The 23,117-nt window shown below is 42.6% G+C and carries 18 protein-coding genes and 1 tRNA gene; 11 read left to right on the forward strand and 8 right to left on the reverse strand.

Annotated features, from left to right (window positions below; all coding sequences use genetic code 11):
* Window positions 1-7: 7 nt before the first annotated feature.
* The 4 genes from nuoK to HZA77_14055 are packed head-to-tail and all read left to right on the forward strand — an operon-like array spanning window position 8 to window position 5,454.
* Entirely contained in the window at window positions 8-307 is a 300-nt protein-coding gene (gene nuoK, locus HZA77_14040; protein MBI5376550.1) for an NADH-quinone oxidoreductase subunit NuoK, read from the forward strand.
* Between the two features lie 13 nt (window positions 308-320).
* Entirely contained in the window at window positions 321-2,315 is a 1,995-nt protein-coding gene (nuoL, locus tag HZA77_14045; GenBank protein ID MBI5376551.1) for an NADH-quinone oxidoreductase subunit L, read from the forward strand.
* 47 nt (window positions 2,316-2,362) lie between these two features.
* Window positions 2,363-4,003, forward strand: coding sequence for an NADH-quinone oxidoreductase subunit M (locus HZA77_14050; GenBank protein ID MBI5376552.1), 1,641 nt, complete (start codon window positions 2,363-2,365; stop codon window positions 4,001-4,003).
* Window positions 4,000-5,454, forward strand: coding sequence for an NADH-quinone oxidoreductase subunit N (locus HZA77_14055; protein ID MBI5376553.1), 1,455 nt, complete (start codon window positions 4,000-4,002; stop codon window positions 5,452-5,454). The genes HZA77_14050 and HZA77_14055 overlap by 4 nt, the downstream gene beginning before the upstream one ends.
* Before the next feature lie 55 nt (window positions 5,455-5,509).
* On the opposite strand, the gene HZA77_14060 is transcribed toward HZA77_14055, so the two are convergent.
* The gene (locus HZA77_14060; GenBank protein MBI5376554.1) at window positions 5,510-5,839 is read right to left on the reverse strand and encodes a DUF2007 domain-containing protein; all 330 of its coding nucleotides are present in this window, start codon (window positions 5,837-5,839) and stop codon (window positions 5,510-5,512) included.
* Window positions 5,840-5,981: 142 nt separating this feature from the next.
* Between HZA77_14060 and HZA77_14065 the strand changes: the two genes are divergently transcribed.
* The 3 genes from HZA77_14065 to HZA77_14075 all read left to right on the forward strand — a co-directional run bounded on the left by HZA77_14065 (window position 5,982) and on the right by HZA77_14075 (window position 9,779).
* Window positions 5,982-6,371, forward strand: coding sequence for a helix-turn-helix transcriptional regulator (locus HZA77_14065; GenBank protein ID MBI5376555.1), 390 nt, complete (start codon window positions 5,982-5,984; stop codon window positions 6,369-6,371).
* Entirely contained in the window at window positions 6,368-7,960 is a 1,593-nt protein-coding gene (locus HZA77_14070; GenBank protein ID MBI5376556.1) for a hypothetical protein, read from the forward strand. The genes HZA77_14065 and HZA77_14070 overlap by 4 nt, the downstream gene beginning before the upstream one ends.
* A 355-nt stretch (window positions 7,961-8,315) precedes the next feature.
* Window positions 8,316-9,779, forward strand: coding sequence for a VCBS repeat-containing protein (locus HZA77_14075; protein ID MBI5376557.1), 1,464 nt, complete (start codon window positions 8,316-8,318; stop codon window positions 9,777-9,779).
* A gap of 38 nt (window positions 9,780-9,817) precedes the next feature.
* Here HZA77_14075 and HZA77_14080 read toward each other — a convergent pair whose 3' ends face one another.
* From HZA77_14080 to HZA77_14095, 4 genes are all read right to left on the reverse strand, one after another.
* Window positions 9,818-10,387: a 1-acyl-sn-glycerol-3-phosphate acyltransferase gene (locus HZA77_14080; GenBank protein MBI5376558.1), complete on the reverse strand. Its 570-nt coding sequence runs from the start codon at window positions 10,385-10,387 to the stop codon at window positions 9,818-9,820.
* Window positions 10,388-10,538: 151 nt separating this feature from the next.
* Entirely contained in the window at window positions 10,539-12,095 is a 1,557-nt protein-coding gene (locus tag HZA77_14085; protein ID MBI5376559.1) for an acyl-CoA carboxylase subunit beta, read from the reverse strand.
* Between the two features lie 87 nt (window positions 12,096-12,182).
* Window positions 12,183-13,427, reverse strand: coding sequence for a beta-ketoacyl-ACP synthase II (gene fabF / locus HZA77_14090; GenBank protein MBI5376560.1), 1,245 nt, complete (start codon window positions 13,425-13,427; stop codon window positions 12,183-12,185).
* Window positions 13,414-14,892, reverse strand: coding sequence for a radical SAM protein (locus HZA77_14095; protein MBI5376561.1), 1,479 nt, complete (start codon window positions 14,890-14,892; stop codon window positions 13,414-13,416). The genes fabF and HZA77_14095 overlap by 14 nt, the downstream gene beginning before the upstream one ends.
* 169 nt (window positions 14,893-15,061) lie before the next feature.
* Between HZA77_14095 and HZA77_14100 the strand changes: the two genes are divergently transcribed.
* Window positions 15,062-15,146 (forward strand) — tRNA-Leu (locus tag HZA77_14100).
* Between the two features lie 258 nt (window positions 15,147-15,404).
* Here HZA77_14100 and HZA77_14105 read toward each other — a convergent pair.
* Window positions 15,405-16,703, reverse strand: a complete 1,299-nt coding sequence (locus HZA77_14105) for a hypothetical protein (GenBank protein MBI5376562.1) — start codon at window positions 16,701-16,703, stop codon at window positions 15,405-15,407.
* Window positions 16,704-16,914: 211 nt separating this feature from the next.
* Here HZA77_14105 and HZA77_14110 point away from each other — a divergent pair, with 211 nt between their 5' ends.
* Both HZA77_14110 and HZA77_14115 read left to right on the forward strand, forming a co-directional pair.
* Window positions 16,915-18,312, forward strand: a complete 1,398-nt coding sequence (locus tag HZA77_14110; protein ID MBI5376563.1) for a right-handed parallel beta-helix repeat-containing protein — start codon at window positions 16,915-16,917, stop codon at window positions 18,310-18,312.
* Between the two features lie 33 nt (window positions 18,313-18,345).
* The gene (locus HZA77_14115) at window positions 18,346-18,588 is read left to right on the forward strand and encodes a GIY-YIG nuclease family protein (GenBank protein ID MBI5376564.1); all 243 of its coding nucleotides are present in this window, start codon (window positions 18,346-18,348) and stop codon (window positions 18,586-18,588) included.
* 30 nt (window positions 18,589-18,618) lie between these two features.
* Here the strand turns inward: HZA77_14115 and HZA77_14120 are convergent, their stop codons facing one another.
* On the reverse strand, window positions 18,619-20,730 hold the full coding sequence (locus HZA77_14120) for a DUF1566 domain-containing protein (GenBank protein MBI5376565.1): 2,112 nt from the start codon (window positions 20,728-20,730) through the stop codon (window positions 18,619-18,621).
* A gap of 149 nt (window positions 20,731-20,879) precedes the next feature.
* Window positions 20,880-21,416 carry an ORF6N domain-containing protein gene (locus tag HZA77_14125; GenBank protein MBI5376566.1) on the reverse strand — a complete coding sequence of 179 codons (537 nt, stop codon included), beginning with the start codon at window positions 21,414-21,416 and terminating at the stop codon, window positions 20,880-20,882.
* Window positions 21,417-21,770: 354 nt separating this feature from the next.
* On the opposite strand from HZA77_14125, the gene HZA77_14130 reads away from it, so the two are divergent.
* Window positions 21,771-23,111 (forward strand): NAD(P)/FAD-dependent oxidoreductase, encoded by a 1,341-nt coding sequence (locus tag HZA77_14130; GenBank protein ID MBI5376567.1) that lies wholly within the window; start codon window positions 21,771-21,773, stop codon window positions 23,109-23,111.
* Window positions 23,112-23,117: the final 6 nt, after the last annotated feature.

The following is a 23,117-nucleotide window of genomic DNA, read 5'->3' on the forward strand; positions in this document are numbered from 1 at the left end:
AATGATAATAACACTTAACCATTATCTCGTGCTTTCAGGGCTTCTTTTTATAATAGGAGCAGTAGGGGTTGTAATAAGAAGGAATGCTCTAATTATCTTCATGTCCATAGAGCTAATGCTTAATTCAGTAAACCTTTTATTTGTTGCCTTTTCTAAATATCTTAACAATCTCTCCGGGCAGGTCTTTGTGTTTTTTGTCATGACCGTTGCTGCCGCCGAGGTCGTTGTAGGGCTTGCGATAATAGTGCTTATTTTCAGAAACAAGTCCACTGTGAACGTGGATGAAATCAACCTGATGAAATGGTGAGGAAAATATTCTGATGCTTGAATATATCTGGCTTGTCCCTCTTTTTCCTCTCTTAGGATTTGCCATAAACGGGCTTTTCGGGAAGAATGCGGGGAAGGGCTTTATAGGTCTTGTTGCCTGCTCGGCTGTGGGGGCTTCATTTCTCGTATCTGTGATCTCATTCTTCGAACTCCTTTCAATGCCTGCTGAAGGAAGGATTTTCGAAAAGGTCATCTACACATGGATAAGCTCCGGCTCATTCAGGGCGGAGATGGGATTTCAGGTTGACCCGCTTTCTGCGATAATGCTCCTTGTTGTTACGGGCGTAGGATTCCTCATACACATCTACTCAACCGGCTACATGCATGAAGACCCCAGCTACTACAGATATTTTGCATATCTCAATCTCTTCACATTCTCCATGCTTATGCTTGTGCTTGGAAATAATTTCCTCATCATGTTCGTTGGATGGGAGGCGGTCGGTCTTTGCTCTTATCTATTGATTGGATTCTGGTTTGAGAAGAAGAGCGCTTCCGATGCAGGAAAGAAGGCATTCATAGTCAACAGGATTGGCGACTTCGGATTCATACTTGGCATAATGCTTATATTCGTTACTTTCCAGACAATAGATTTCCATGATGTGTTCAAACAGGCGAATTCAAATTTCACTGCCGGCAACAGCGTTATAATATGGATAACCGCGCTTCTTTTTATTGGAGCAACCGGGAAATCAGCGCAGATTCCATTGTATGTATGGCTTCCGGATGCAATGGAAGGTCCGACCCCGGTATCTGCTCTCATTCATGCGGCAACAATGGTAACTGCCGGAGTTTATATGGTATCAAGGTGCAGTGCGCTTTACATGCTTGCTCCTGAAACTATGTTCGTAGTTGCAGTGATTGGCGCTCTTACGGCGATATTCGCCGCATCAATAGGTTTAGTGCAGAATGACATAAAACGAGTGCTTGCCTATTCCACGGTAAGCCAGCTTGGATATATGTTCCTTGCCTGCGGCGTCGGCGCATTTGCGGCGGCAATATTCCATCTTATGACACATGCGTTCTTCAAGGCTCTCCTCTTCTTAGGCTCAGGAAGCGTAATCCACGGCATGGGGGGAGAGCAGGATATAAGAAAGATGGGGGCTTTGCGGAAAAAAATGCCGGTTACATTCATAACATTCCTTGCAGGGACATTGGCAATCGCAGGAATCCCCGGATTGTCCGGGTTCTTCAGCAAGGACGAAATACTCTGGAAGGCGTTCTCATCAGAGCATGGCAGTCCGCTTCTCTGGCTTGTTGGAGCCGCGGCGGCAGGCATGACTGCCTTCTATATGTTCAGGCTCGTTTTCCTCACATTCTGCGGAGAGTCGAGGGTTGACCATCATGCGGCAGAGCATTTGCATGAATCACCTAAATCAATGACAATCCCTCTTTCCATACTAGCCGTGCTTTCGGTAATAGGAGGTTATGTAGGGGTCCCGCATATACTTGGCGGAGAAAACAGGATAGAGAAATTCCTTGAGCCTGTGTTTGCCGTTTCTGAAAAATCGGAAGCCGTAGAAACTATAGGTGAAGCAGAAGGCGCATTAGCCAGTACAATAGAACGAGGAGCTGAGGCAGCGGTGGCACATTCAGCCGCATCAGGCGGGCTTGAGATGACAATGATGATCGTCTCAGTTGTTATAGCGTTATTTGGAATTTTACTCGCATACATATTTTATCTTAAGAGCAAGAATATACCGGAGAAACTTTCGCAGAGTTTTTCGCCAATATACAATATGCTTCTCAATAAATATTATGTTGATGAGATCTACGATGCTCTCATTGTCACCCCAATAAAGAAGGGGTCAATTTTTCTCTGGGAGTTCTTCGATGCCAAAGTTATTGACGGACTTGCAAACGGCATAGGCACATTCTTTGAGAACAGCGCATTGAGCCTTAGGACATTGCAGAACGGCAGGGCTCAGAGCTATGTCGTTGGAATATTGATTGGAGCTGTTATTTTTATAGGATACTTTTTTATTTCATAAAACAGGTGAGGGTTTATCCCTGATGTCCTGTTAGAGGAGATGTTGATTTGTTATCAGTTATAATATTCTTACCGCTCATAGGGGTCTTTTTCATCATGCTTACCGGAAGGGAAAGCAAAGGTGCAATAAGGATGTTTGCCCTTGTGACTGCTATCATGGATTTCGTACTGTCATTGAGGATTTATAATGGCTTCAGCAATGACACGCCTGATTTCCAGTTCACAGAGAATATACCGTGGATATCAAGTCTTGGAATAAATTATTCTGTCGGGATTGACGGCATAAGCATATTACTTTTAATGCTTACGACATTCCTTACTCCCATCGTGATACTTTCCTCGTGGAGCGCCATTGAAGAGAGGGTGAAGGAATACATGATATCAATGCTTCTTTTGGAAGTAGGGATGATAGGAGTGTTCTGCGCAACCGACATGTTCCTTTTCTATGTTTTCTGGGAAGTCATGCTTATCCCGATGTATCTCCTGATCGGAATATGGGGAGGGACAAGACGAATCTATGCGGCTATCAAGTTCGTTCTCTTCACAATGGCAGGAAGCGTGCTCATGCTTATTGCCATTCTTTATATGTATTTCATGAACTATAAGCAGGCGGGGGTTTACAGCTTCAGCCTTTTTGATTTTTACAAGCTTAACATACCGGTTGATGTCCAGTCTCTGCTCTTCCTTGCTTTCGCGATTGCTTTTGCCATCAAGGTTCCATTGTTTCCGTTCCATACATGGTTGCCTGATGCGCATGTCGAGGCTCCAACCGGCGGCAGTGTTATCCTTGCAGGCGTACTCCTAAAGATGGGGACATACGGTTTTCTGCGGTTCTGCATCCCCATGTTTCCGGCAGCAACATATAAATATATGCCCCTTGTTTCAGTCCTCGCAATCATAGGGATCATCTACGGCGCACTTGTCTCAATGGTGCAGGCAGATATTAAAAAGCTTGTCGCATACTCAAGTGTGAGCCATCTGGGATTTGTCATGCTTGGGATGTTTGCGCTTAACCAACAGGGGATCGAAGGGAGTATAATCCAGATGATAAACCACGGCTTGAGCACCGGAGCGCTCTTCCTTTTAGTTGGTATGATTTATGAGCGGAGACATACAAGGCTTATTTCAGAGTTTGGCGGTCTGTCAAAACAGATTCCTATTTTTGCAATCTTTTTCATGATAGTCACTCTTTCATCAATAGGACTGCCGGGGCTCAACGGGTTTGTTGGGGAATTCCTCATACTCCTTGGCACATTCCAGGCAAACCGCATTTATGCGGTCTTTGCGGCAACAGGGATAATCCTTGCCGCGGTCTATATGCTATGGATGTTCCAGCGCGTGATGTTCGGAACAATTACAAATGAGAAAAACAAAGAGCTGAAAGACATCAATGGCAGGGAGATTGCAGTTCTTCTGCCTGTTGTTTTTTTCATAATCATGATCGGGGTTTATCCAAAACCGTTCATGGACAAGATGCATGTGTCTGTCAGCAGTCTCGTAAGCAGGGTAAAGATGCAGTACCAGTTTGTTGACAAAAAATCTGGCGTGGAGAATGCCGGAGTGACTTATGCAGGAAATTTGACTTCCGCTCCTGAAAAGAAGGATGCGGTGCAGGCGGCAGTTATCGCCGAATTCAAGGAAGTCAAAGAACTCAACGAAAACCCAGTTTCAGAAGGTGAAGTGAAATGATAGATCCAACATCATTGAATTTGAACCTGCAGGCAGTCTCGGTCGAGATAGTGCTTTGCGTTGCAGCCATGATTGTGCTCCTCCTCGATTCAGTTTCAGAGCGTATGAGCAAATCATTTCTTGCTTTTGTAAGCATTATAAGCATCGTTACGGCATTCAGGCTTTCAGCCTCGCTCTGGGGTCATAGTATCTCTGCTTTCAGCAATATGCTGGTTGTTGACAACTTTTCATTCTTCTGCAAGATGGTCTTTCTGCTGGGTGCCGGTCTTACTGTCATGATTTCATCTGTTTATTTAAGGGACGTAGATTTTGGTCATGGCGAATATTATGCGCTCGTGCTCTTTTCGACAGCAGGGATGTGTTTCATATCAAGCGCAGCAGATTTCCTTATCCTGTTTATAGCCATTGAGATAATGTCCATAGCTTTTTATATCTTATGCGGGTTCGAGAGGAGCAATCATCTTTCCAATGAATCGTCTCTGAAGTATTTTCTCATGGGGGCTTTCTCGTCAGCATTTTTGCTTTACGGCATTGCTCTTATTTACGGTTATACCGGAAGCACCAATTTTAGCGATGTTGCTGTAGCTGTTTCCCGTTCAGGCGGACATGATACGATGATTTATGTCGGCGCCGCAGTTTTCCTCATAGGTCTCTCATTCAAGATTGCCGCTGTCCCATTTCACATGTGGGTGCCAGATGTTTATCAGGGTGCGCCTACAACTGTTACTGCTTTCATGGCGGCGGCAGGCAAGGCCGCAGGTTTTGCAGCGCTTTTACGCGTTGTGCAGACAGCATTCCCGATGATGTTCGGGAACATGACCGAGATATTCTGGGTGGTCTGCGCGCTTACCATGACTGTGGGGAATGTCATCGCCCTTGCCCAGACAAACATCAAGAGGATGCTGGCATATTCAAGCATTGCCCATGCCGGTTATATTCTTCTCGCAATGGTTTCGTATAATGAATTCATGGTGCCGGGCGTGCTTTTCTATCTTCTTGCTTACACGCTCATGAATATCGGTGCCTTTGCAGTTATCGTGGCATTGAGCAGCAAAGAGAAAGAGGCTTTGAATATATCCAACCTTGCAGGCGTCGGAGCTAAATATCCACTCCTTGCTGCATCTATGACAATATTCATGATTTCACTTTCGGGGATTCCACCTACTGCCGGTTTTGTCGGGAAGCTTTATATCTTCTCATCTGTTATAAAATCTGGATTTATCTGGCTTGCAGTGATTGGAGTTATAAACAGTGTCATATCCGTCTTCTACTATTTCCGCGTAATTGTTGCCATGTATATGCGTGAGCCCGAGGAAGATTGGTCAGCAAACCGATTCTCACCGCAGTTACTCGCCGTAATTTTCTTCTGCGCTGCAGGAATAATGATAATAGGCATATTCCCCAATTTCACAATCCGCCTTGCCGAGATTTCAAAGATTGTGCAGTGGTAGCGGGAAAAAATAGGGACAGCGCCCATTATTGTCTTGCTTAGACTTGCCGGCATTCTTAATATTTCACGGGAAAATTGATATTCAGGTCTTTCAGTAATTCCACTGCTTCTTCAACCTGGTCTTTGCTTACCATAAGCTTTGCAGGAATGGCATGATAGAGGATATCCATGGAAAAATCGCCATTGAAATAAAAATCAATATCAGAGCCTCCTAATATAGACTTGATGATGGCAATGTCGCCGGGATTTGATGTCTCAAGTATTTCCTCAAACTCTATAAACTCGTTTTCGATTGGAGATGGCGGCTCAGGGACAAGCGATACATTGCAGTCATCGCAAACTGTTATCCCTTCTATAAATTCAGCGCCGCACTTTGGACAATACATTATTTAATATTAACAATCTGATTCATAAATAATCAATATCTATTTGCGTTTAAATACCTCTCGACCTCGCGATTATACTGATGTAAACTTGAAATTATAGGTACAAAGAGTTAATTAAAAAGAAATAAAGAGGAAATGTCTTATGCCAAAGAAAAAGGGGTATTATTCCATTGGCACAGTTGCGAGCATCTGCAAAATACATCCGCAGACCCTGCGCCTCTATGAAAGGGAAGGGCTTGTAACTCCTCTCAGGACCGGAGGGAATACAAGGGTTTATACAGACGCGCACATCAAAAAAATTGAAACAATACAGACGCTCACACATGAGCTTGGAGTTAATCTTGCCGGTGTCGAGATAATCATAAGGATGCGCGAGCAGATGGAAGAGATGCAGAAAGAAATGGATGAAATGGTAAAGAATGTTATGACTCAGTTTGGCGAGGAATTTAAAAAATGGCGAAACAGCCAGACATCTGCCCTTGTTAAGCTTCAGAGAGGCGATGTTACAAGGATAAAAAGGGACAAGGAATGATGTCTAAAATAAATCTTAAAACAGCGGCAGTTTTTTTTCTGATGTTTTTTTTGGTTCTTACTTCAATCTCCTATTCTGCAGGCAGGGAGGAATATCTTATTGAACAGCTTCATGCGCTGAAGGGTGTGAATAACGCGCAGCCTAAGCCTATGGCTATGACTAAAGCCGGAACCGGGAAACGCGGAGAGTGCGGAACATCGATAATTTCTGAGATTAGAAAAGAGTATAATAACTTAAGCCCCGAGGGACAAGCGGAAGTTAAAAAATATATTTTTATGGATCAGCCCTACAGTCTCAAAAAATCTTCTGCAAAAATAACTGCTGATGCAAAAACAATTTATAACAAATTCGGGCTCTCTAATACATATACGACTACAAACTTTGTCATTCTTTGGGGTGATGAGCCTTACAATGAAAATAATGGTACAGGGATACCTCCTACTGATGAAAATGCCAATGATGTGCCTGATCTTGTTGAGCAATGGGGAGAGTATTTTGAGGCTTCATGGGCCAAGCAAGTCGAGGGACTTGGTCTTAAACAACCTCTGAAAACTTCAACTTATTTAATGGACATTTACATAGCAAATACTGCCGGGTCAACTTATGCAGACTACCTGCAGCTTGAAGGCGGTTATTTTGCCTATACGGATACCTATTCAAATAATATGGCATATATAGTCGTGAATAATAATATGCCCTATAGCTGCAATGATGATCCGGACGGCTTTCAAATCGGAGCTATGAAGGTTACGGCAGCGCATGAGTTCTCACATGCAGTACAGTTTGCCTATGACAGGAATGAGGATGGATGGTGGCAGGAGGCGAGCGCAGTCTGGATGGAGGACGAGGTTTATAGTTATGTGAATGACTATTATAATTATATTAATGGTGACTGCGACAGCGGCTTAGGCTGGACGTCCGAACCGGAAATATATCTCACATTCTTTGGCAATAGCAGTGTTCATCAATACGGAGATGTGGTGTGGGCAAAATACCTTTCCATAAACTACTCCGGCGACAATATGTTTAAGGATGTATGGGAATTGTGCAGCACGAAGACAGCGATTAATGCTGTTGATGCCTATCTTAAAAACAATGGCAGCAACCTGAAGTCGGCTTTTAAGAATTTTTCTGTCAAGAACCTTGATTTTACAACCAACTATGCGCCTGACGGAGAAAACTGGAATACTGTTGCTCTTACATCAACTGCTGATTTTGAATCGGTATCGTCTTATAAGAAGAGCGTTTCTTCTTCATCCTCAACACCTCACCCTCCTTCATATCTCGGAGCAAACTACATCAGGTTCGTTAATGGCATCGGGACCACATTGAAGATAACTTTTAATGGTCCAACGAACTATCAGGGGAGTAAAGTTGTCTGGGGAGTTAAAGTGCTGAAAATAAAGTCAGCCGGTGGTTCAGAAGTTGCAACCATCAAGCTTAACAGTTCAAATGACGGAACCATAAAGATACCTTCCTTCGGTTCAACCTATGATGATGTCTATCTCGCCATATCAGTGCTGAACAAGGGGAAGAAGAATTATAAAAACGGCGTTCCCTATTCGGTGAAGGCGAATCTGGTTAATTAGGTAAATTATAATCTTACTATTTTTCTGTTAATTCTTTTGCTTGCTCAAAAGAATTAACCATGTGCCTTCTTTCATCCATCTTTAAACTGTAGTGTCCGTTCCCCGAACGGACTAAAAAGCAAACATCAGACGGACTGTTCGGGGAACAGTCCCTACGGTTGTCCTTATTCTGTAAAGGCACATCTGCTTAACTAACCAGATGTGACAAACAGTGTCGGAAAACTGAACAATTAATTCAAATAATAGATATTCTCTTGTACTCCTGATATCAATAATATCAAACAGTTTGCACTGTTGCCTAAATATGGAATATATTTTGCATATATAACAGATTAAAACTGTTTATTATAAAGCCATGAACGAATTTTTTAAAAAACAAGTAATAATATTTTTTTTATTTTTTACAGCTTTTTGTTCGCAGGCAGAAGCTGTATTTCCTGAAGATGGACAAATGTCACCCTCAAAACTTTATCCTGGTCAGATGACGGAAGTTTTAATTTATAGCTCTGGACCAGGTGATTTCCCTGATGATGTACAGGTAGATCTAGGAGAGGGAATCACCATCAGTTCTATTGGACCAGATTCCCCGTTTGGATTTGGAGGAACAATAAAGGCATCTATTGTTATTTCTGACACTGCTACACTAGGATATAGGGACATGACTCTATCATCTTTAGCGGAAGGGGAAACTAAAGTTATTACCAATGCAATAGAGATAGTTGAGAAGTCCTCTTTCCCTATTACGTTCGATACAAAGAGCATTGATGTTTTCTTAAAAACCGGAGAACCTTTTGCAGTAGCATTATCTGATTTTGATGGTGATAATGATTTAGATATTGCGGCAGGTGGTTCAGGTAATGTGGCATTGTTTAAGAATACAGGCAATGGAGATTTTGAGTTTTTCACGACGCTTAAAGCAGGCAACGGGGACCCTTCATCAATTGCTTTTGGCGACTTTAATGGAGATAAAAGAAAAGATATTGCTTTTCTCATCCCGGGAGATCCGGAAGAGATTAAAGGATATCTATCAATTTTCTATGGGATAAAAAAAGGAAAATTTAACGAAAAGCCAAAACAATTCAGACCAGGTTATGATTCTGTGTCACTGGCAACTGGAGATTTCAATAATGATAAAGTGGATGATATAGTTGTGGCAAACCAAGGATTAACTGAAGTGGGACATATAAAAGGTAATTTAGCAATCTATTTTGGGAAGAAAAAACAACAATCTTTTTTAAAGAAAACCATAGAAACAGGCAAATATCCTGAGTCCGTTGTTGTTGGCGATTTTAATAATGATGGGAACGAAGATATAGCTTGTAGCGCCTATAATGGGGATTCGATATTCACTCTCCTTGGAAAGGGAAATAAAGAATTTCAAAAGAAAGAAAGCTTTGGTTTTGGCTACATCGGTGCAATTCAAGTCCAGTTGGTGAAAGGAGACTTTAATAATGACAATAAATTAGATTTGGTTGAATCTGTAGAAGCGAGCGGGAGTCACTTTTTTCTGGCTTTCTTTTTGGGTAATGGGAAGGGAAAATTCCAAACTGAATTTCATTACGAGTATGAAGATGCAAGGCTAATTACATCAGGAGATTTTGATAATGACGGCAAGCAAGATTTGGCTGTTAACATGGAGAATTTCTCAATACTAAAAGGAAATAATGATCTGACCTTTTCTGGTCCCTATACTTTTGGAGGCGACCCTATTACTGGAGCTGCTGGAGATTTAAATGGTGACGGCTATCTGGATTTGGTTACCGCAAACTATAATAAGGGATATATTTCCATCCTTATTAATACGACTATGAAACCATGAAATTTAGAATCCAAAGCAGATTGTTTGATTAACGGTGGTTACTTTTCTTTTTCTCCCTGCTGCGGTCCCAATGCTTCAATTGATTCCATTACGCGGTCAACGATTCTTAGCCATGTCTCCTTTTCATCGGGAAGTGCATAGAGGTCGGAAAAATCTATGGGCTTTCCGTAGTAGAGCTCGATTTTCTTAAACATCCTCGGGACATAGGCTCCTATTGGAAGCACCTTGTCCATACCAAAAGTGCGGACAGGTATCGCAGTTGGCTTTGCCTCGTAAATGATCTTTCCTATCCCAGGTCTTCCTTTGCCGAGCTTTCCGTTCCTGCTCCTTGTCCCTTCAGGGAAGTTTATCACAGTCCCTTCGCGGAGAAGGTTGATAATGGTATGTATTGCCTCAATGTCTTTTCTGCCGCGTTTTACAGGTACTGCCTTCCACTTCGACGACATCCACGCAAGCACGGGGCTGTTGAAGAAGTTCTCCGCAGCGGCGGGGTTCCATGGAATGAGATGCGGTTTGAAAATTACATGAGGATAAAAAATCTTAGGCCCTATGAGAAAATTGTCTATCATTGTAAGGTGATTGGGAAGAAGGAGCAGGTTTGTCTTCATCGGGACATTCTCCCTCCCGTAGACTTTTGTCCTGCTGAGGAAAGTAAAGAAGAACCACGTCAACGAAACTGTGCTTATGACCCACAGGTATGATGTGAAATTTTCAAACTTTGATCGTTTTAACTGACTCATAATTATTTACAGCGCTGTATTAAAGCGGTATGTTCCCATGCTTCTTTGACGGATTCCGGTCGGTCTTGTTGTGAAGCATCTCCAGCGCTTTAATAAGTTTTTTCCTCGAATCAGCGGGCTTGATTACCTGGTCTATTATCCCGCGTTCCGCCGCAATGTAAGGATTTGCGAACTTTGTCTTGTATTCCGCGACAAGCTCTTTTCTTAAGGCATCAGGGTCTTTGGACTGTGCCAGCTCCTTACGGAAGATAATATTAACAGCTCCCTCAGGCCCCATGACAGCTATCTCTGCAATAGGATATGCGTAATTGATATCGCCTCTTACATGCTTGCTCGACATTACGCAGTATGCGCCGCCGTATGATTTCCTGGTAATTATTGTGACCTTCGGCACGGTCGCCTCTGCATAAGCATAAAGGAGTTTTGCGCCGTGCCTTATTATCCCCTTTTTTTCCTGATCAACTCCGGGGAGAAATCCGGGAACGTCCTGAAGTGTTATGATTGGAATATTGAATGCATCGCAGAATCTTATGAACCTTGCACCCTTGGATGATGCGTTTATATCAAGGCATCCTGCAAGGACTGCGGGCTGGTTTGCAACGATTCCCACTGTCTTGCCGTTAAGCCTTGCAAATCCCACAACTATGTTTGGCGCATAAAATTCGTGGACTTCGAAGAAATAATTCTCATCGAATATCTCAGCGATTACTTCCTTTACATCGTAGGGCTTGTTGGGATTTACAGGGATGATTTCCTCGATCTTTGATGTCTCTCTCCTCGGGTTGTCAGTTGTCTGAACCATGCGGGGTTCATCCATGTTGTTTTGCGGAAGAAAGCTTAAGAGCTCTCTTATGTTGAGAAGGCAGTCCTTGTCATTGCTGGTAGCGAAATGAGCGACTCCGCTCTCTTCGTTGTGCGTCATTGTGCCGCCAAGCGCCTCCATGGTGACATCTTCATGAGTTACCGACTTTATGACATCAGGACCTGTGACAAACATGTAGCTTGTGTCGCGTACCATGAAGATGAAATCATTTATTGCAGGAGAGTAAACAGCGCCTCCGGCACAGGGTCCCATTATCGCACCGATCTGTGGGATTACTCCTGATGCAAGAACATTGCGCAGGAATATCTCAGCATAACCGCCAAGACTTTCCACTCCCTCCTGTATCCTCGCTCCGCCCGAATCATTAAGTCCGATGATAGGGCATCCCACTTTCATGGCAAGGTCCTGTATCTTTGCAATTTTTCTGCCGCATGCCTCGCTGAGCGAACCGCCGAGCACGGTGAAGTCCTGTGCATAGGCATAAGCGGTTCTTCCGTTAATGGTTCCGTATCCGGTTATTACGCCGTCTCCGTAGAATTTCTGCTTTTCCATCCCGAAGTTGGTGCACTTATGGGTTACGAATTTATCTATCTCTTCAAAGGAGTTTTTATCGAAGAGGATATCAAGGCGCTCTCTCGCAGTCAGCTTTTCATTTTTATGCTGGACTGCGACCCTTGCTTCTCCGCCGCCCGCTTCAGCTATGGCTTCTTTCTCTATGAGCTCTTTATTGTAATCTTCGAATTTCTTTTCGATCAGCAAGTTCGTTCCTCCTTTTGGGTTATCCCTAAAAATAACCTGTCATAAAAAAAATAATAAATGAGATTGCGTATGCTGAGAAACTCAACCTTCGAATTTCTTGAATGCAAGACATGCATTTGTCCCGCCAAAACCAAAAGAATTGGATATGACGGCATTAAGCTTAGCCTCGCGGACTTTGCCCGGAACATAGTCGAGGTCACAGTCTTCATCTTTTTCTTCATAATTCATGGTTGGCGGTATTATGTTGTTTTCAATTGCCAGTATTGAAAAGACCGCTTCAATTGCTCCCGCAGCTCCGAGAAGATGTCCTGTCATTGATTTTGTCGAGCTTATGGGAACCTTGTATGCCATTTCGCCAAGAACCCTTTTTACTGCGATGCTTTCTATCTTGTCGTTTAGCGGTGTTGATGTGCCATGTGCATTAATATAACTGATCTCTTCATGGTTAAGACCGGAATCTTTAATAGTTGCATTCAGGCATCTCATAGCGCCGTCCCCGTCGGGAGTAGGGGAGGTTATATGATATGCATCGCAGGACTGCCCGAATCCTATCAGTTCTCCTCTTATCTTTGCGCCTCTCTTTTTTGCAAATTCAAGTTCTTCGAGAACGAGCATCCCTGAACCTTCACCCATTATGAATCCGTCTCTGTCCCTGTCAAATGGCCTTGATGCCCTCTCCGGTTCATTATTCCTCGTTGAAAGGGCTTTCATGGAGCAGAAGCCACCGACAGCAAGAGGAGTGATAACCGCCTCAGTTCCACCTGTTATCATTGCATCTGTCTCACCTCTCTGGATTGTCCTGAAGGCTTCTCCGATCGAATGTGTTGCAGCGGCGCATGCCGTGACTAAACTTGAATTGGCGCCGCGCGCATTGAACATCATCGCTATCTGACCTGCCGCAAGGTTGATGATGACCTGCGGTATGAAGAACGGCGATATCCTTCTTGGTCCCTTCTCAAGGAGTATTTTATGATTCGCTTCGATAAGAGGCATGCCTCCGATGCCTGAGCCTACAATGACTCCAAACCTGTCTGCGAAGCTATCGTCCGCCACGAGCCCTGAGCTTTTCATTGCCATTACAGCGGTTGCCACGGCAAACTGTATGAATCTGTCCATTTTCTTTGCTTCGCGCGGGTCCATGTAATTAGTTGCTTCAAAATCCTTTACTTCTCCCGCAATCTGGCAGGAATGCTCTGTTGGATCGAAATGCGTAATTCTTCTTATCCCGCTCTTTCCCTGCACAAGTGACTCGAGGTTCTCTTTTTCTCCTATGCCAATAGGAGATATTATGCCTAGTCCGGTGACTACAACCCTACGCTTTTCCAAGTTCAGATTTCCTCCCTTTTATTTTTCTCTTAATCTCAGTGTTTGTCCTGATGGAATATTCTTTTATGTTAAGTGCTGCTATTCCTTCTCTTATCCTTTTGAGGAAAATCCTGTTCTCCTTCATCCACTTTCTGTATATCCTGTGCCCCTGTGTTCTGCCTATCATGGTAAAGAAATCAAACTTTGCGAACCGTTTCACTATGCTCCAGTATGAATAAAAGTGCTTCGTGGCTTTGAGAATACCGAGCTGAAGCTCTAAGGGTGACATTCTTACAGGCCTGAATACTACATGGTTACCGTCATAGAGGTTCCAGTCATAGCTGAATATTCTACCTTCATTTTTTAAATCGTCAAATACTTTTGAACCCGGTATGGGTGTAAGTGCCATGAACTGTATAGTGTCGATGTGCATCTTCCTTGAGAACTTCAATGTGTCTTTTATAGTGCCTTTGTTGTCAGAGTCTGCACCGAGTACGAACATTCCATGGATTTTTATCCCGTACTTATGGAATTGCTTTATCTGTCTTCTGACAGCAGTTATATCAAGCTTCTTGTTGAATGCTTTTAAAGCTGCCGGATTTACCGACTCGAATCCGACGTACACTTTTGAGCAGTTAGACTGTTTCATCAGTTCGAGAAGCTCTGTGTCGTCGGCTGTCTCTATCCTCATCTGAGCGCCCCACATCGTGCCTATCCCTTCTTCTATTTTTCTCCTCAATAGTTCCTTGGTCCTTTTGCGGTCTGCCGCGAAGTTGTCATCACATATGAAAACATAATCTGCTTTTATGTTTTTGAATTCCCTTATGACATTATCAATGCTGTTTAACCTGTATTGATTTCCATAGAAATTTGTCACAGTACAGAAACTGCAGTTATAAGGGCAACCGCGCGAAGTGGAGAGAGGGAAGATGGCTATTTTTTCATGCCCCTTGATGAGGCTGAAATCCGGCATCGGTGTTTCGTCGAGGCACCTCATCACCTCTGAGTCAGGGTTGTGGACTATGTTCCCGTCCTTTTTAAATGACAAACCCATAACTTCTTCAAATGCCTTTTTTCCTTCCATTGCGTCCACTAGTCCAGGCAGTGCTTTTTCCCCTTCACCTCTAACAACATATGAGCAGTAATCAAGGCTTTCTTCAGTCATGAAAGTCGGGTGGAATCCTCCCATGACAACAGGTACACCATTGTCTTCAAAATATTTTGCGATAGAATATCCCTTTGGAGCAGTTGATGAAGTGCATGAGATCCCTATCAGGTCTGATGACAGGGCATCATCGAAATCTATGGGACTGATATCTTCCACATAAATGGTGACATCACACCCTTTTTCTTTCATCAGCGCACCAAGAATGGGAAGGCCCAGTCTCGGTATCTTCTGGCTGCTGTAAATGTGCCAGCCTGAAGCCGCAGGCTCGATGAATGTTATTTTTTTTATCTTTTTTATTCCGTTGGATTGTGTTCCCATTGGAATTGCCCTCTCAAGCAATAAGCGATTTTACTAATACTATAAGCCTTTTTCTTTAGCATTTAAAGCCTTTAAAGTCAATTCATACCGGACTCAAAAGGATGTATTGACAAACGCTTCTCAACCAATTAGATAGCGGGTCTAAGCATCATCGTTTTTCAGCAATGATGCCGGGATGGCGGAAATGGTAGACGCAAGGGACTTAAAATCCCTCGGGGCCTAGCTCCGTGCCGGTTCGATTCCGGCTCTCGGCAATTTTTGTTTCTGGAAACAGAATCTCACAGTTATGGTGAGATTCTTTATTTTTATAAGGACCAGACGGAATGAGAGTAAAAAGAAAGACTGAGGGTCTCTCTGGCATGGTAAATTGCCCGAGATATAATAAGTTCTTGCTGTGCGCCAAATACTTCGTAGCCAGCAATAAGTATTGCCGCGAGTGCACTCATCTTCAGGACCAGAAAGCTCTCCCTTTTAAAAAATAGGGACAAAAAATAGGGACAGCGCCCGTTTTTTTATTCTGCTAGCGGCATATTCCCCAGCCAGTTTTCAGGCAAACTGACCTGATAGACGTCAGTGTAATATCTGGAAGTAAATATCCCCCAGTTGGAGCCAAAATATATCTTCGTGCCGCTGGTGTTTATTGCGGCAAACGCTTCAGCAAAGTAGTTTTGTTTATTGGTGAATTTTTTTGCAAGATATGAGTGAGTATGGGCGATCCTCCAGATTCTGGGATCTGCTTTCAGTTCTACCATGAAAAGCTGTGTATCCATCCACGAATGCTTCTTTTTAGAAGGCGGATTTTGAGAACCGCAGGTAGAAACCAATATCCATCCCGGAGTTGTACTGCAATTGCCTGAAAAATGGAGACCTATATCAGGATTTATATTAAAAGGAATGAAGACAAGTTGTGTCTCGGCGCCGGTTTCAAGGTCTGCCATTGAAATATAGTCAGTGGCATTGTTTTGATAGACAAATACATCCTTTCCTTCTGCGGTCAATGCCAGATCTCCATGGGCATTTGAACCGTCAGGAAGTTTTATGCTCGATGAAAAATCCCGTGAAAAAACGTGGATATAACTTACGTAATCATAACCAATCAGGCAGTGCTCACCTGACATATCCATACTCACCCAGTCTATCCCATCGTCGAACCCCGAGCTCTTCTCTCCTACTATCTTGTCTTCGGTCCTGTCATAGACAATGACTGACAGGAGATTGTATTCTTCGTTCTCTACCATAAATGACCAGAATCTTCTGTCTGAAGACGAGTCTCCTTCGGTTTTCGTTGTGATAAATGCACCTGACGGAAATTCATTTTTAAAATCATGAATAAGCGTTGAAGCATCTGTTTCTGTATTGTAGCTTCTAAGCTCCATATTTGAGAGATAATAAAATATATTCGGCTCCGCAGGGTCCCATCTCGGTTCAGGTTCTTCTCCCCCCTCGTTGAATGCATTGATTTTTTTTATTTTCTTATAGGTAGTCAAATCGTAAAGATACCATACTCCGTCATTACCTCGCAAAACAAGGAGAGTGCCGTCGCTGTTCTCAGGAGCTGTTCTTGCATATTCATTTTCTATTCCCGGACCTGAATACTTATCTGTACTCTTCTTTGTAATCCGGACAATCGTTGTATGGAAATTCTTGTCTGTAAATGCCTTTCCCTTTTTAGGAAGCGAGACTTTGGGGACTGTATATTTGTCTTTACCCATGACAAAATCAAAAATCTCGGCGTGTGTCTTGATGTTTGAAAATGCAGTAAAGATAAGAATAAAAAAAACTACGCTGCAGACCGCTTTATTTCTTTTCATAACTCCCCCTTCTTCCCAGACATTTAAACAAATTTGAAACACAGAGCCATTTTTCTAATATCAATTTATGCACGGTCTTATTCGAGTCAATAATTAACAATATATATGGGATCTACCTCTTAGAAGAATTGTTAATGCTTGCATATTAATAAATTACATATATTTTTTTAGATAGTAAATGCAGAAACTTTTGTCGTGGGGGGAATTCCGCATGAAAGTATTTAAAGTTAAAAAACATATTCTCTTTATCTCTGTTTTGGTTATAGCTGGTATTATCATTTGTTGTAATCAGGGAGCCGCATCAGATGACAGACAAAGTGCAAACGGAAAAGTTTATTATATCTCAAAGAGCGGGAAAGATTCCAACACCGGAACCTTCAAAAAGCCATGGAAAACAATACAGCATGCCGCTGACAAACTCACTGCCGGAGACACGCTTTATATCAGGAAAGGAATATATAAAGAAAGGGTCGTGCCAAAGAATTCCGGCGAGTCAGGTAAATTCATAGTTTACTCCTCTTATAAAGGTGAAAAGGTGACTATTGACGGAAAGAATGTGAATTTGCCGCCAACAGGGGAATATGGAGATCTTTTTGGTTTGTTTGAGATAAGCGGGAAAAGTTACATAAAAGTGAACCGCCTGAGAGTTGTCAACGCTTTAACCAATGCCGGCAGCAATGGGATTCTGTTGAGTGATTCAGACAATATCATTATCAGCAATAATTATGTCGGGAACACTCAGTCCTCCGGTATCGGAGTATGGAATTGCCAGAACATGACTTTAACCGGAAATGAAATTAACAAAGCCTGTAAAGGCGGGCAACAGGAATCAATCAGTGTGGCAGGCACGGACACATTTGAAATCAAAAACAATAAAGTCCATCATACTAATACAAAAGCAGACAAAGAAGGCATCTGCGTAAAAGATGGTTCTTCAAATGGGAAAGTTTATAATAATCTCATTTATAAGGTGCCTGCCGCAGGTATTTATGTTGATGCGTGGGACAAACACACTTACGGCATTGAAGTTTTCGGCAATGTTGTCCACGGCATTTCGAATAGTGACGGGATTCAGGCAGCATCAGAAATGGGCGGGTTATTGGAAGATATAAAATTCTATAACAACATCAGCTATAATAATAAATATCGCGGCATTACCATTACACGCAACGGCGATGAAGGCGGCAGTCATCCAATGAAAAATATCAGTATTATCAACAATACCTTTTATAACAACGGAGATGATTGGGGAGGCGGTGCGGCAATGGACAACACTGAAGCCGAAGATGTGGTAATCAGAAACAATATTTGCAGCCAAAACCGTTCATTTGAAATATCTGTGTCCAGCGATGTTCCAGTGCAAAATACGGCAGTGGAAAATAATCTGCTTTACAGCTACAAATCAGACCTCGAAGACGGCGAAGTGACTGGAATTGATTTTGTAGAGGGGGATCCGCTTTTTATAAACCCTGCCAAAGGTAATTTCCATTTGAAGGATACATCACCGGCAATTGATAAAGGCTCTTCTGTAGATGCTCCGGAATATGATTTTGACGGTAATACCCGTCCCCAAAATGGAAAATACGACATCGGTGCTTTTGAGAAATAGGGACAGCGCCCGTTTTTTATTGAATCATTTATTATGTACTATTTATATATCCTCCAATGCTCTGATAAAACTTTATACACCGGGATCACAGTTGATTTGTCGCGCCGGGTGAAAGAACATAACACCTCTAAGCTTGGTGCAAAATATACGAGTGCCCGCAGACCGGTCAAACTCGTTTATTCAAAAAAGTTCCGTAACCGTTCTACGGCTTCAAGGGAAGAACACCGGATAAAGAAGCTCTCCAGAGAAGAGAAGTTGGAGTTGATAAAAAAATAATAAGAAAATAATAAGGAACAGAGCCCTTTTTTACTTAACAGTTATCTTCTTCGATACCTTGATATTGTTGTCCTCGTTTGATTCAGAGATAGCATTGCCACTGTCACATTTGACTTTAATGTAATAGGTGCCGTGGGTGGCATTTGCCTTCCAATTGTATTTAATGATCTGGCTTCGTTTCTTACTTAAGCTCCTTACAGATTTGCTACCCAGCAATGTATCTCCATCTATTGTGCTGTTATCCTTATTAGCAGACAGATAAAATTGCACAGAAGATGCAGACGCAGTTACCTTGCCGACATTTTTAATCACGGCTTTTATGGCAAGCTTCTTCCCATTTTTTATCTTATTCGGGCATGTGACTGAATTGGCTGTGAGGTCGGCAAGGTTAATAGGAGGAGTAATGCCGCTTTGAGTTATCGTGAAAACCTTATCTTCTATATCTGCAACGCTGGCAATGGTAAACCCATTTAGAGTGGCTGCCACTGTTATTGTTCCGGTTATAGGATTAACAGTGTTGTTTTCTGCTACAGTGTAGGTGATTACGCCGTCGCCTTCACCGCTTGCCCCGAAAATAATCGTTATCCAATCGTCGTTGCTATGGGCTGTCCATGCAACACCGGCAGATGCTGTTACAGTTATACCCCCTTCGCCGCCGTCTGAGCTAAATGAATCACCTGATCCCGAAATTTCAAGCGTATCAGTGAATGCTGATTCCGTAACAGTAAATCCCGCCGGCAATGACTCTGTGCCGATTGTATTTGTAACAGTTACATCTCTTGCGCCTGGATTTGCAAAAAGATCTATGGAGATAGTTGCAGTCATCGCTGTATCACTGATTACAGTAAAGGTAATTACTGTTATCCCTTCACCAAATCCTATAGCTTCAGCTCCTGTAAAATTTGCTCCGCTTATTGTGATATCCAATGTTTCTCCCGGCTCTGCGGAATCCGGGCTTGAGAACGAAACCAAAGGAACAGCCGGCTCAACCTGTTCAGACCTAACCGGCCAAACATAGTTAAGGTCGCCCTTACCGGCGTCATAGGCGTAGCAATGGACCATATCGACATACCATGCGTGGCTTTTATTGGTTGCGTAAGTAGAAGACGACCAATAGTACCAGGACTCAACATTGCTAAAACCCTGAGCATTGAGCCATGTGTATGTATCCACCTCGCCCACATTTACAAGGCTTCTAAGCTCATTAACATTCGGGAGGCGCCAGTCGTTAAACCCGAGATAATTACTACCGTTAAGCGATGCAATATAAGAAAGAGCCTCCTGCCATGTTTTATCATCATTTGGAATATCTGCGTTCTTTGCCCATATCAGCCCTGTGAGATTATCCGTGACAGTTTGATCGCCATTGTCAGTAAATCTTGAGCTAGGCCATGCAACGCCTGCCTGAATGTCTCCGTCCTGTCCCGTGCCTGCGCAGGGAATCTCTGTGCCTGATTCGTCATTGCACTTTGTCTGCCCTGTCTGCGGAAGGGAAATAACCGAAGGACCGGATGACCTGACCGGCCAAACATTGTAAGTGAAAGCCTTGCCGCGGTATTTGACCTGACCATAGTCCATAGCGACTCCCCACCCGCTGTATGTATCTCCTGAGTACATGGAAGAAGACCAATAGTAGTCTGCCTGCACATTGCTGAAACCTTGCGTATTAAGCCATGTGGATATCCCCGCCTCATCAACATTTACAAGGCTGCTAAGTTCGTTAACATTGGGGAGACGCCAGTCATTGTGACCGAGGTAACTTTCAGAATTTAATTTAGCTACATAATTCAGGGCATGCTGCCATATTACTTTACCATCATCAGCGATATTATCAGCATCAAACCCCGGGTCTCTTGTTGTCATGATATTTGCATCCTTTACCCAGATAAGCCCTGTGAGGTTGTCAGTGACAGTCTGATCGCCATTGTCAGTAAATCTTGGGCTAGGCCATGCAACGCCTGCCTGAATATCAGCATCCTGCCCGGTGCCTGCGCATGCAATCTCTGCGCCCGATGAGTCGTAGCACTTTGTCTCGCCTGTCTGCGGAAGCTCAATCACTCCACCGGCATAGGCACTTGCGGTTATGGAAAGAGCTGCTAATAAGATTGTTAATAGTCTGGAAGAGAAATTATTGGATAGCATAATACCCCCTTATGCTGAGAATGTTGATAAGCGGAAATATCTAAATATAAGTATCAGGATTAAAGCAAGGAATAAATATTGAAGGTTTCAACAGCGCTTTTATTTATTTGACAACTAAGAAGACTTATAAAGTGCATATAGCACTAACATCAATTTCTTTTCTTTTTTGTTTTGTATTGTGCTGATTCCTCTTCTGTCTCAAAACCTATTTTTCTTTTTGGGCTAGGTGGTGTTTGTAAGAGCTGCCGAATGGCATCAAAAACTATTTTAAACTGACTATCATATTTCTTTTCAATTTTTTCGAGTTTGCTTGCAAGATCTTTATGAGTTGCAAGGATTTCACGCAGTTTCACAAATGCTCTCATTATTCCAATATTCACCTGTATTGCTCTCTCACTGTTCAACACTGTTGAAAGCATTGCAACACCTTGTTCTGTAAAGACAAGCGGCAAATAACGCCTGCCGCCGCGGCCTTTCGAGGTCGCAATTTGCGACCTCAAATATTCATATTCTTTATTAGTAAGTTTAAACATAAAATCTGGAGGAAACCTGTTTATATTTCGTCTGACCTGTTCATTTAAACGTTTTGTACTTACCTGATAAAGCTCCGCAAGATCAGCATCCAGCATTATTTTCTGGCCACGAACAAAAAATATCCGTTTTTCGATCAGCTCATGCGGAATTATTTCTTTAGTAGTAGTCAAAAAGTACCTTTCAATATCAGTTAACTAAATTTGTTTTATATTTATTATTTTATAATTTACTTGCTATTAATAACATTGTCTCACCCTTAACACAATGCATATTGTAAACTTTTCCTGTTGTTAAAATAGGGATCATTAGATGGTATTTATGCCAATCCAAAGAATGGCACGTTCGGGGAACGTGCCCTACAAAAATGATGCATGTGAAAATTAAAATAGAAGTACCGCCTGTTTTTTTTATTCAAAATGCTTTATAAATTCTTTAATCATGTGTATTGAAAACATTCGATGTGTTAAGAAATCTGGCGGTGTATAGACAGCGAGAGATTTAGAGCTATGACTGAAAAATCATTTGATATAGCTGTTGCGGGTGCAGGGCCATGCGGATTGATGGCGGCAAAGAAGTTGTCTGCAAAGGGATTTAAGGTTGCAGTGGTTGACCGGAAGCCTTTTGCGTCATTCATCAATCCCGGCATAATGGAGATGCTTTCTCTCCAGCCAAACAGGGTAAGCGTAGATGACAGCGGGATTTATTTTCCTGAAAGCGGTTTCACTCTTCCCAAGTACAGCATTAAAAATGAGATATACGGGTTTGCCACATATTCCCCCGGAAAGCAGAGTCTGCGCTTGCGTTCCCACTTCCCCACAAATTACCGGATTGATTATCCTTACTGGATAGAGAAGCTTGAAAAAGAGGCAAGAAATTTTGGTGCTTCTTTATTTTACGGCTTTGAGGTTGTCTCTCTCATAAAGGAAAAAGAGCGCGTAATCGGATTGGTAGCTGAAAATAAAGATAGCTCTCAGTTAGAAATCAAGGCTCATCATTTAGTGGCAGCAGACGGCATAAGGTCTAAAATCTCGCGGTTTGCTGGCATCAAGAAAGAACACTGGGGAGCCAAAAGAATTGCAGGTCTTAAATTTAAGGATTTTGATATATCACTTACTTCAAGGAGTGAATTTTTTAATCCTGCATTTCATAATATGTATCTGGACAAAAAGTTTTCAGGTCCAAATACCCTTGCGCTTGCTGCATATCTTGGAGATGGGGAGATGTACACAATTGCAGATATCAATGACCATGATGTGAAAGGCAATTCATCATATAATCCTGTGGATTGCCTTGAAAACTTTCTGAGTTTCTTAAATAAGCATGCTGCATGTGCAGAGGCATTCAGCAAGGCGCGTCCTTATAAAAGGTTCTGTGCTTATCTTCCAATTAGCTCCCCGATTGCGGAGCCGTTTGCAATGGAAGGGATAAGTTTTATTGGTGATACGGCATTTACAATAGAAACCCAGTGGGCAGGTGCAATGGCGATTGCAGCGCGGGCCGCTGAAACAATAGAAAAGATACTTGTCAGTGACGGAGCTCAAGAATCAATTGAAAGTTATAATAAGTGGTGGGGCAGGTATGTGAAGAATGCGAGGAAGCAGGTTGACTTTTCAACATTTATGCACTCACTAGATGAGGAAGAGCTAAATGAGCTTTTTGGAATATTCAGTGAGGAAATTGTAATAGAGCATCTTGAAGGCAGTGATGATATGTTTGGAACACCCAATGAGTATATAAAAAATATGTATGAGACTCTTCTTTCTGTGAATCCGTCGGAAATAAAATCTCAGAAAGTAAAACTGCTCGTTTCCATGCTTTTAAAACGGGGAGAAGAATTGCAGAAATAAATTTTG

The organism is Candidatus Schekmanbacteria bacterium (assembly GCA_016219965.1).
GTDB lineage: Bacteria > Schekmanbacteria > GWA2-38-11 > GWA2-38-11 > J061 > JACRJM01.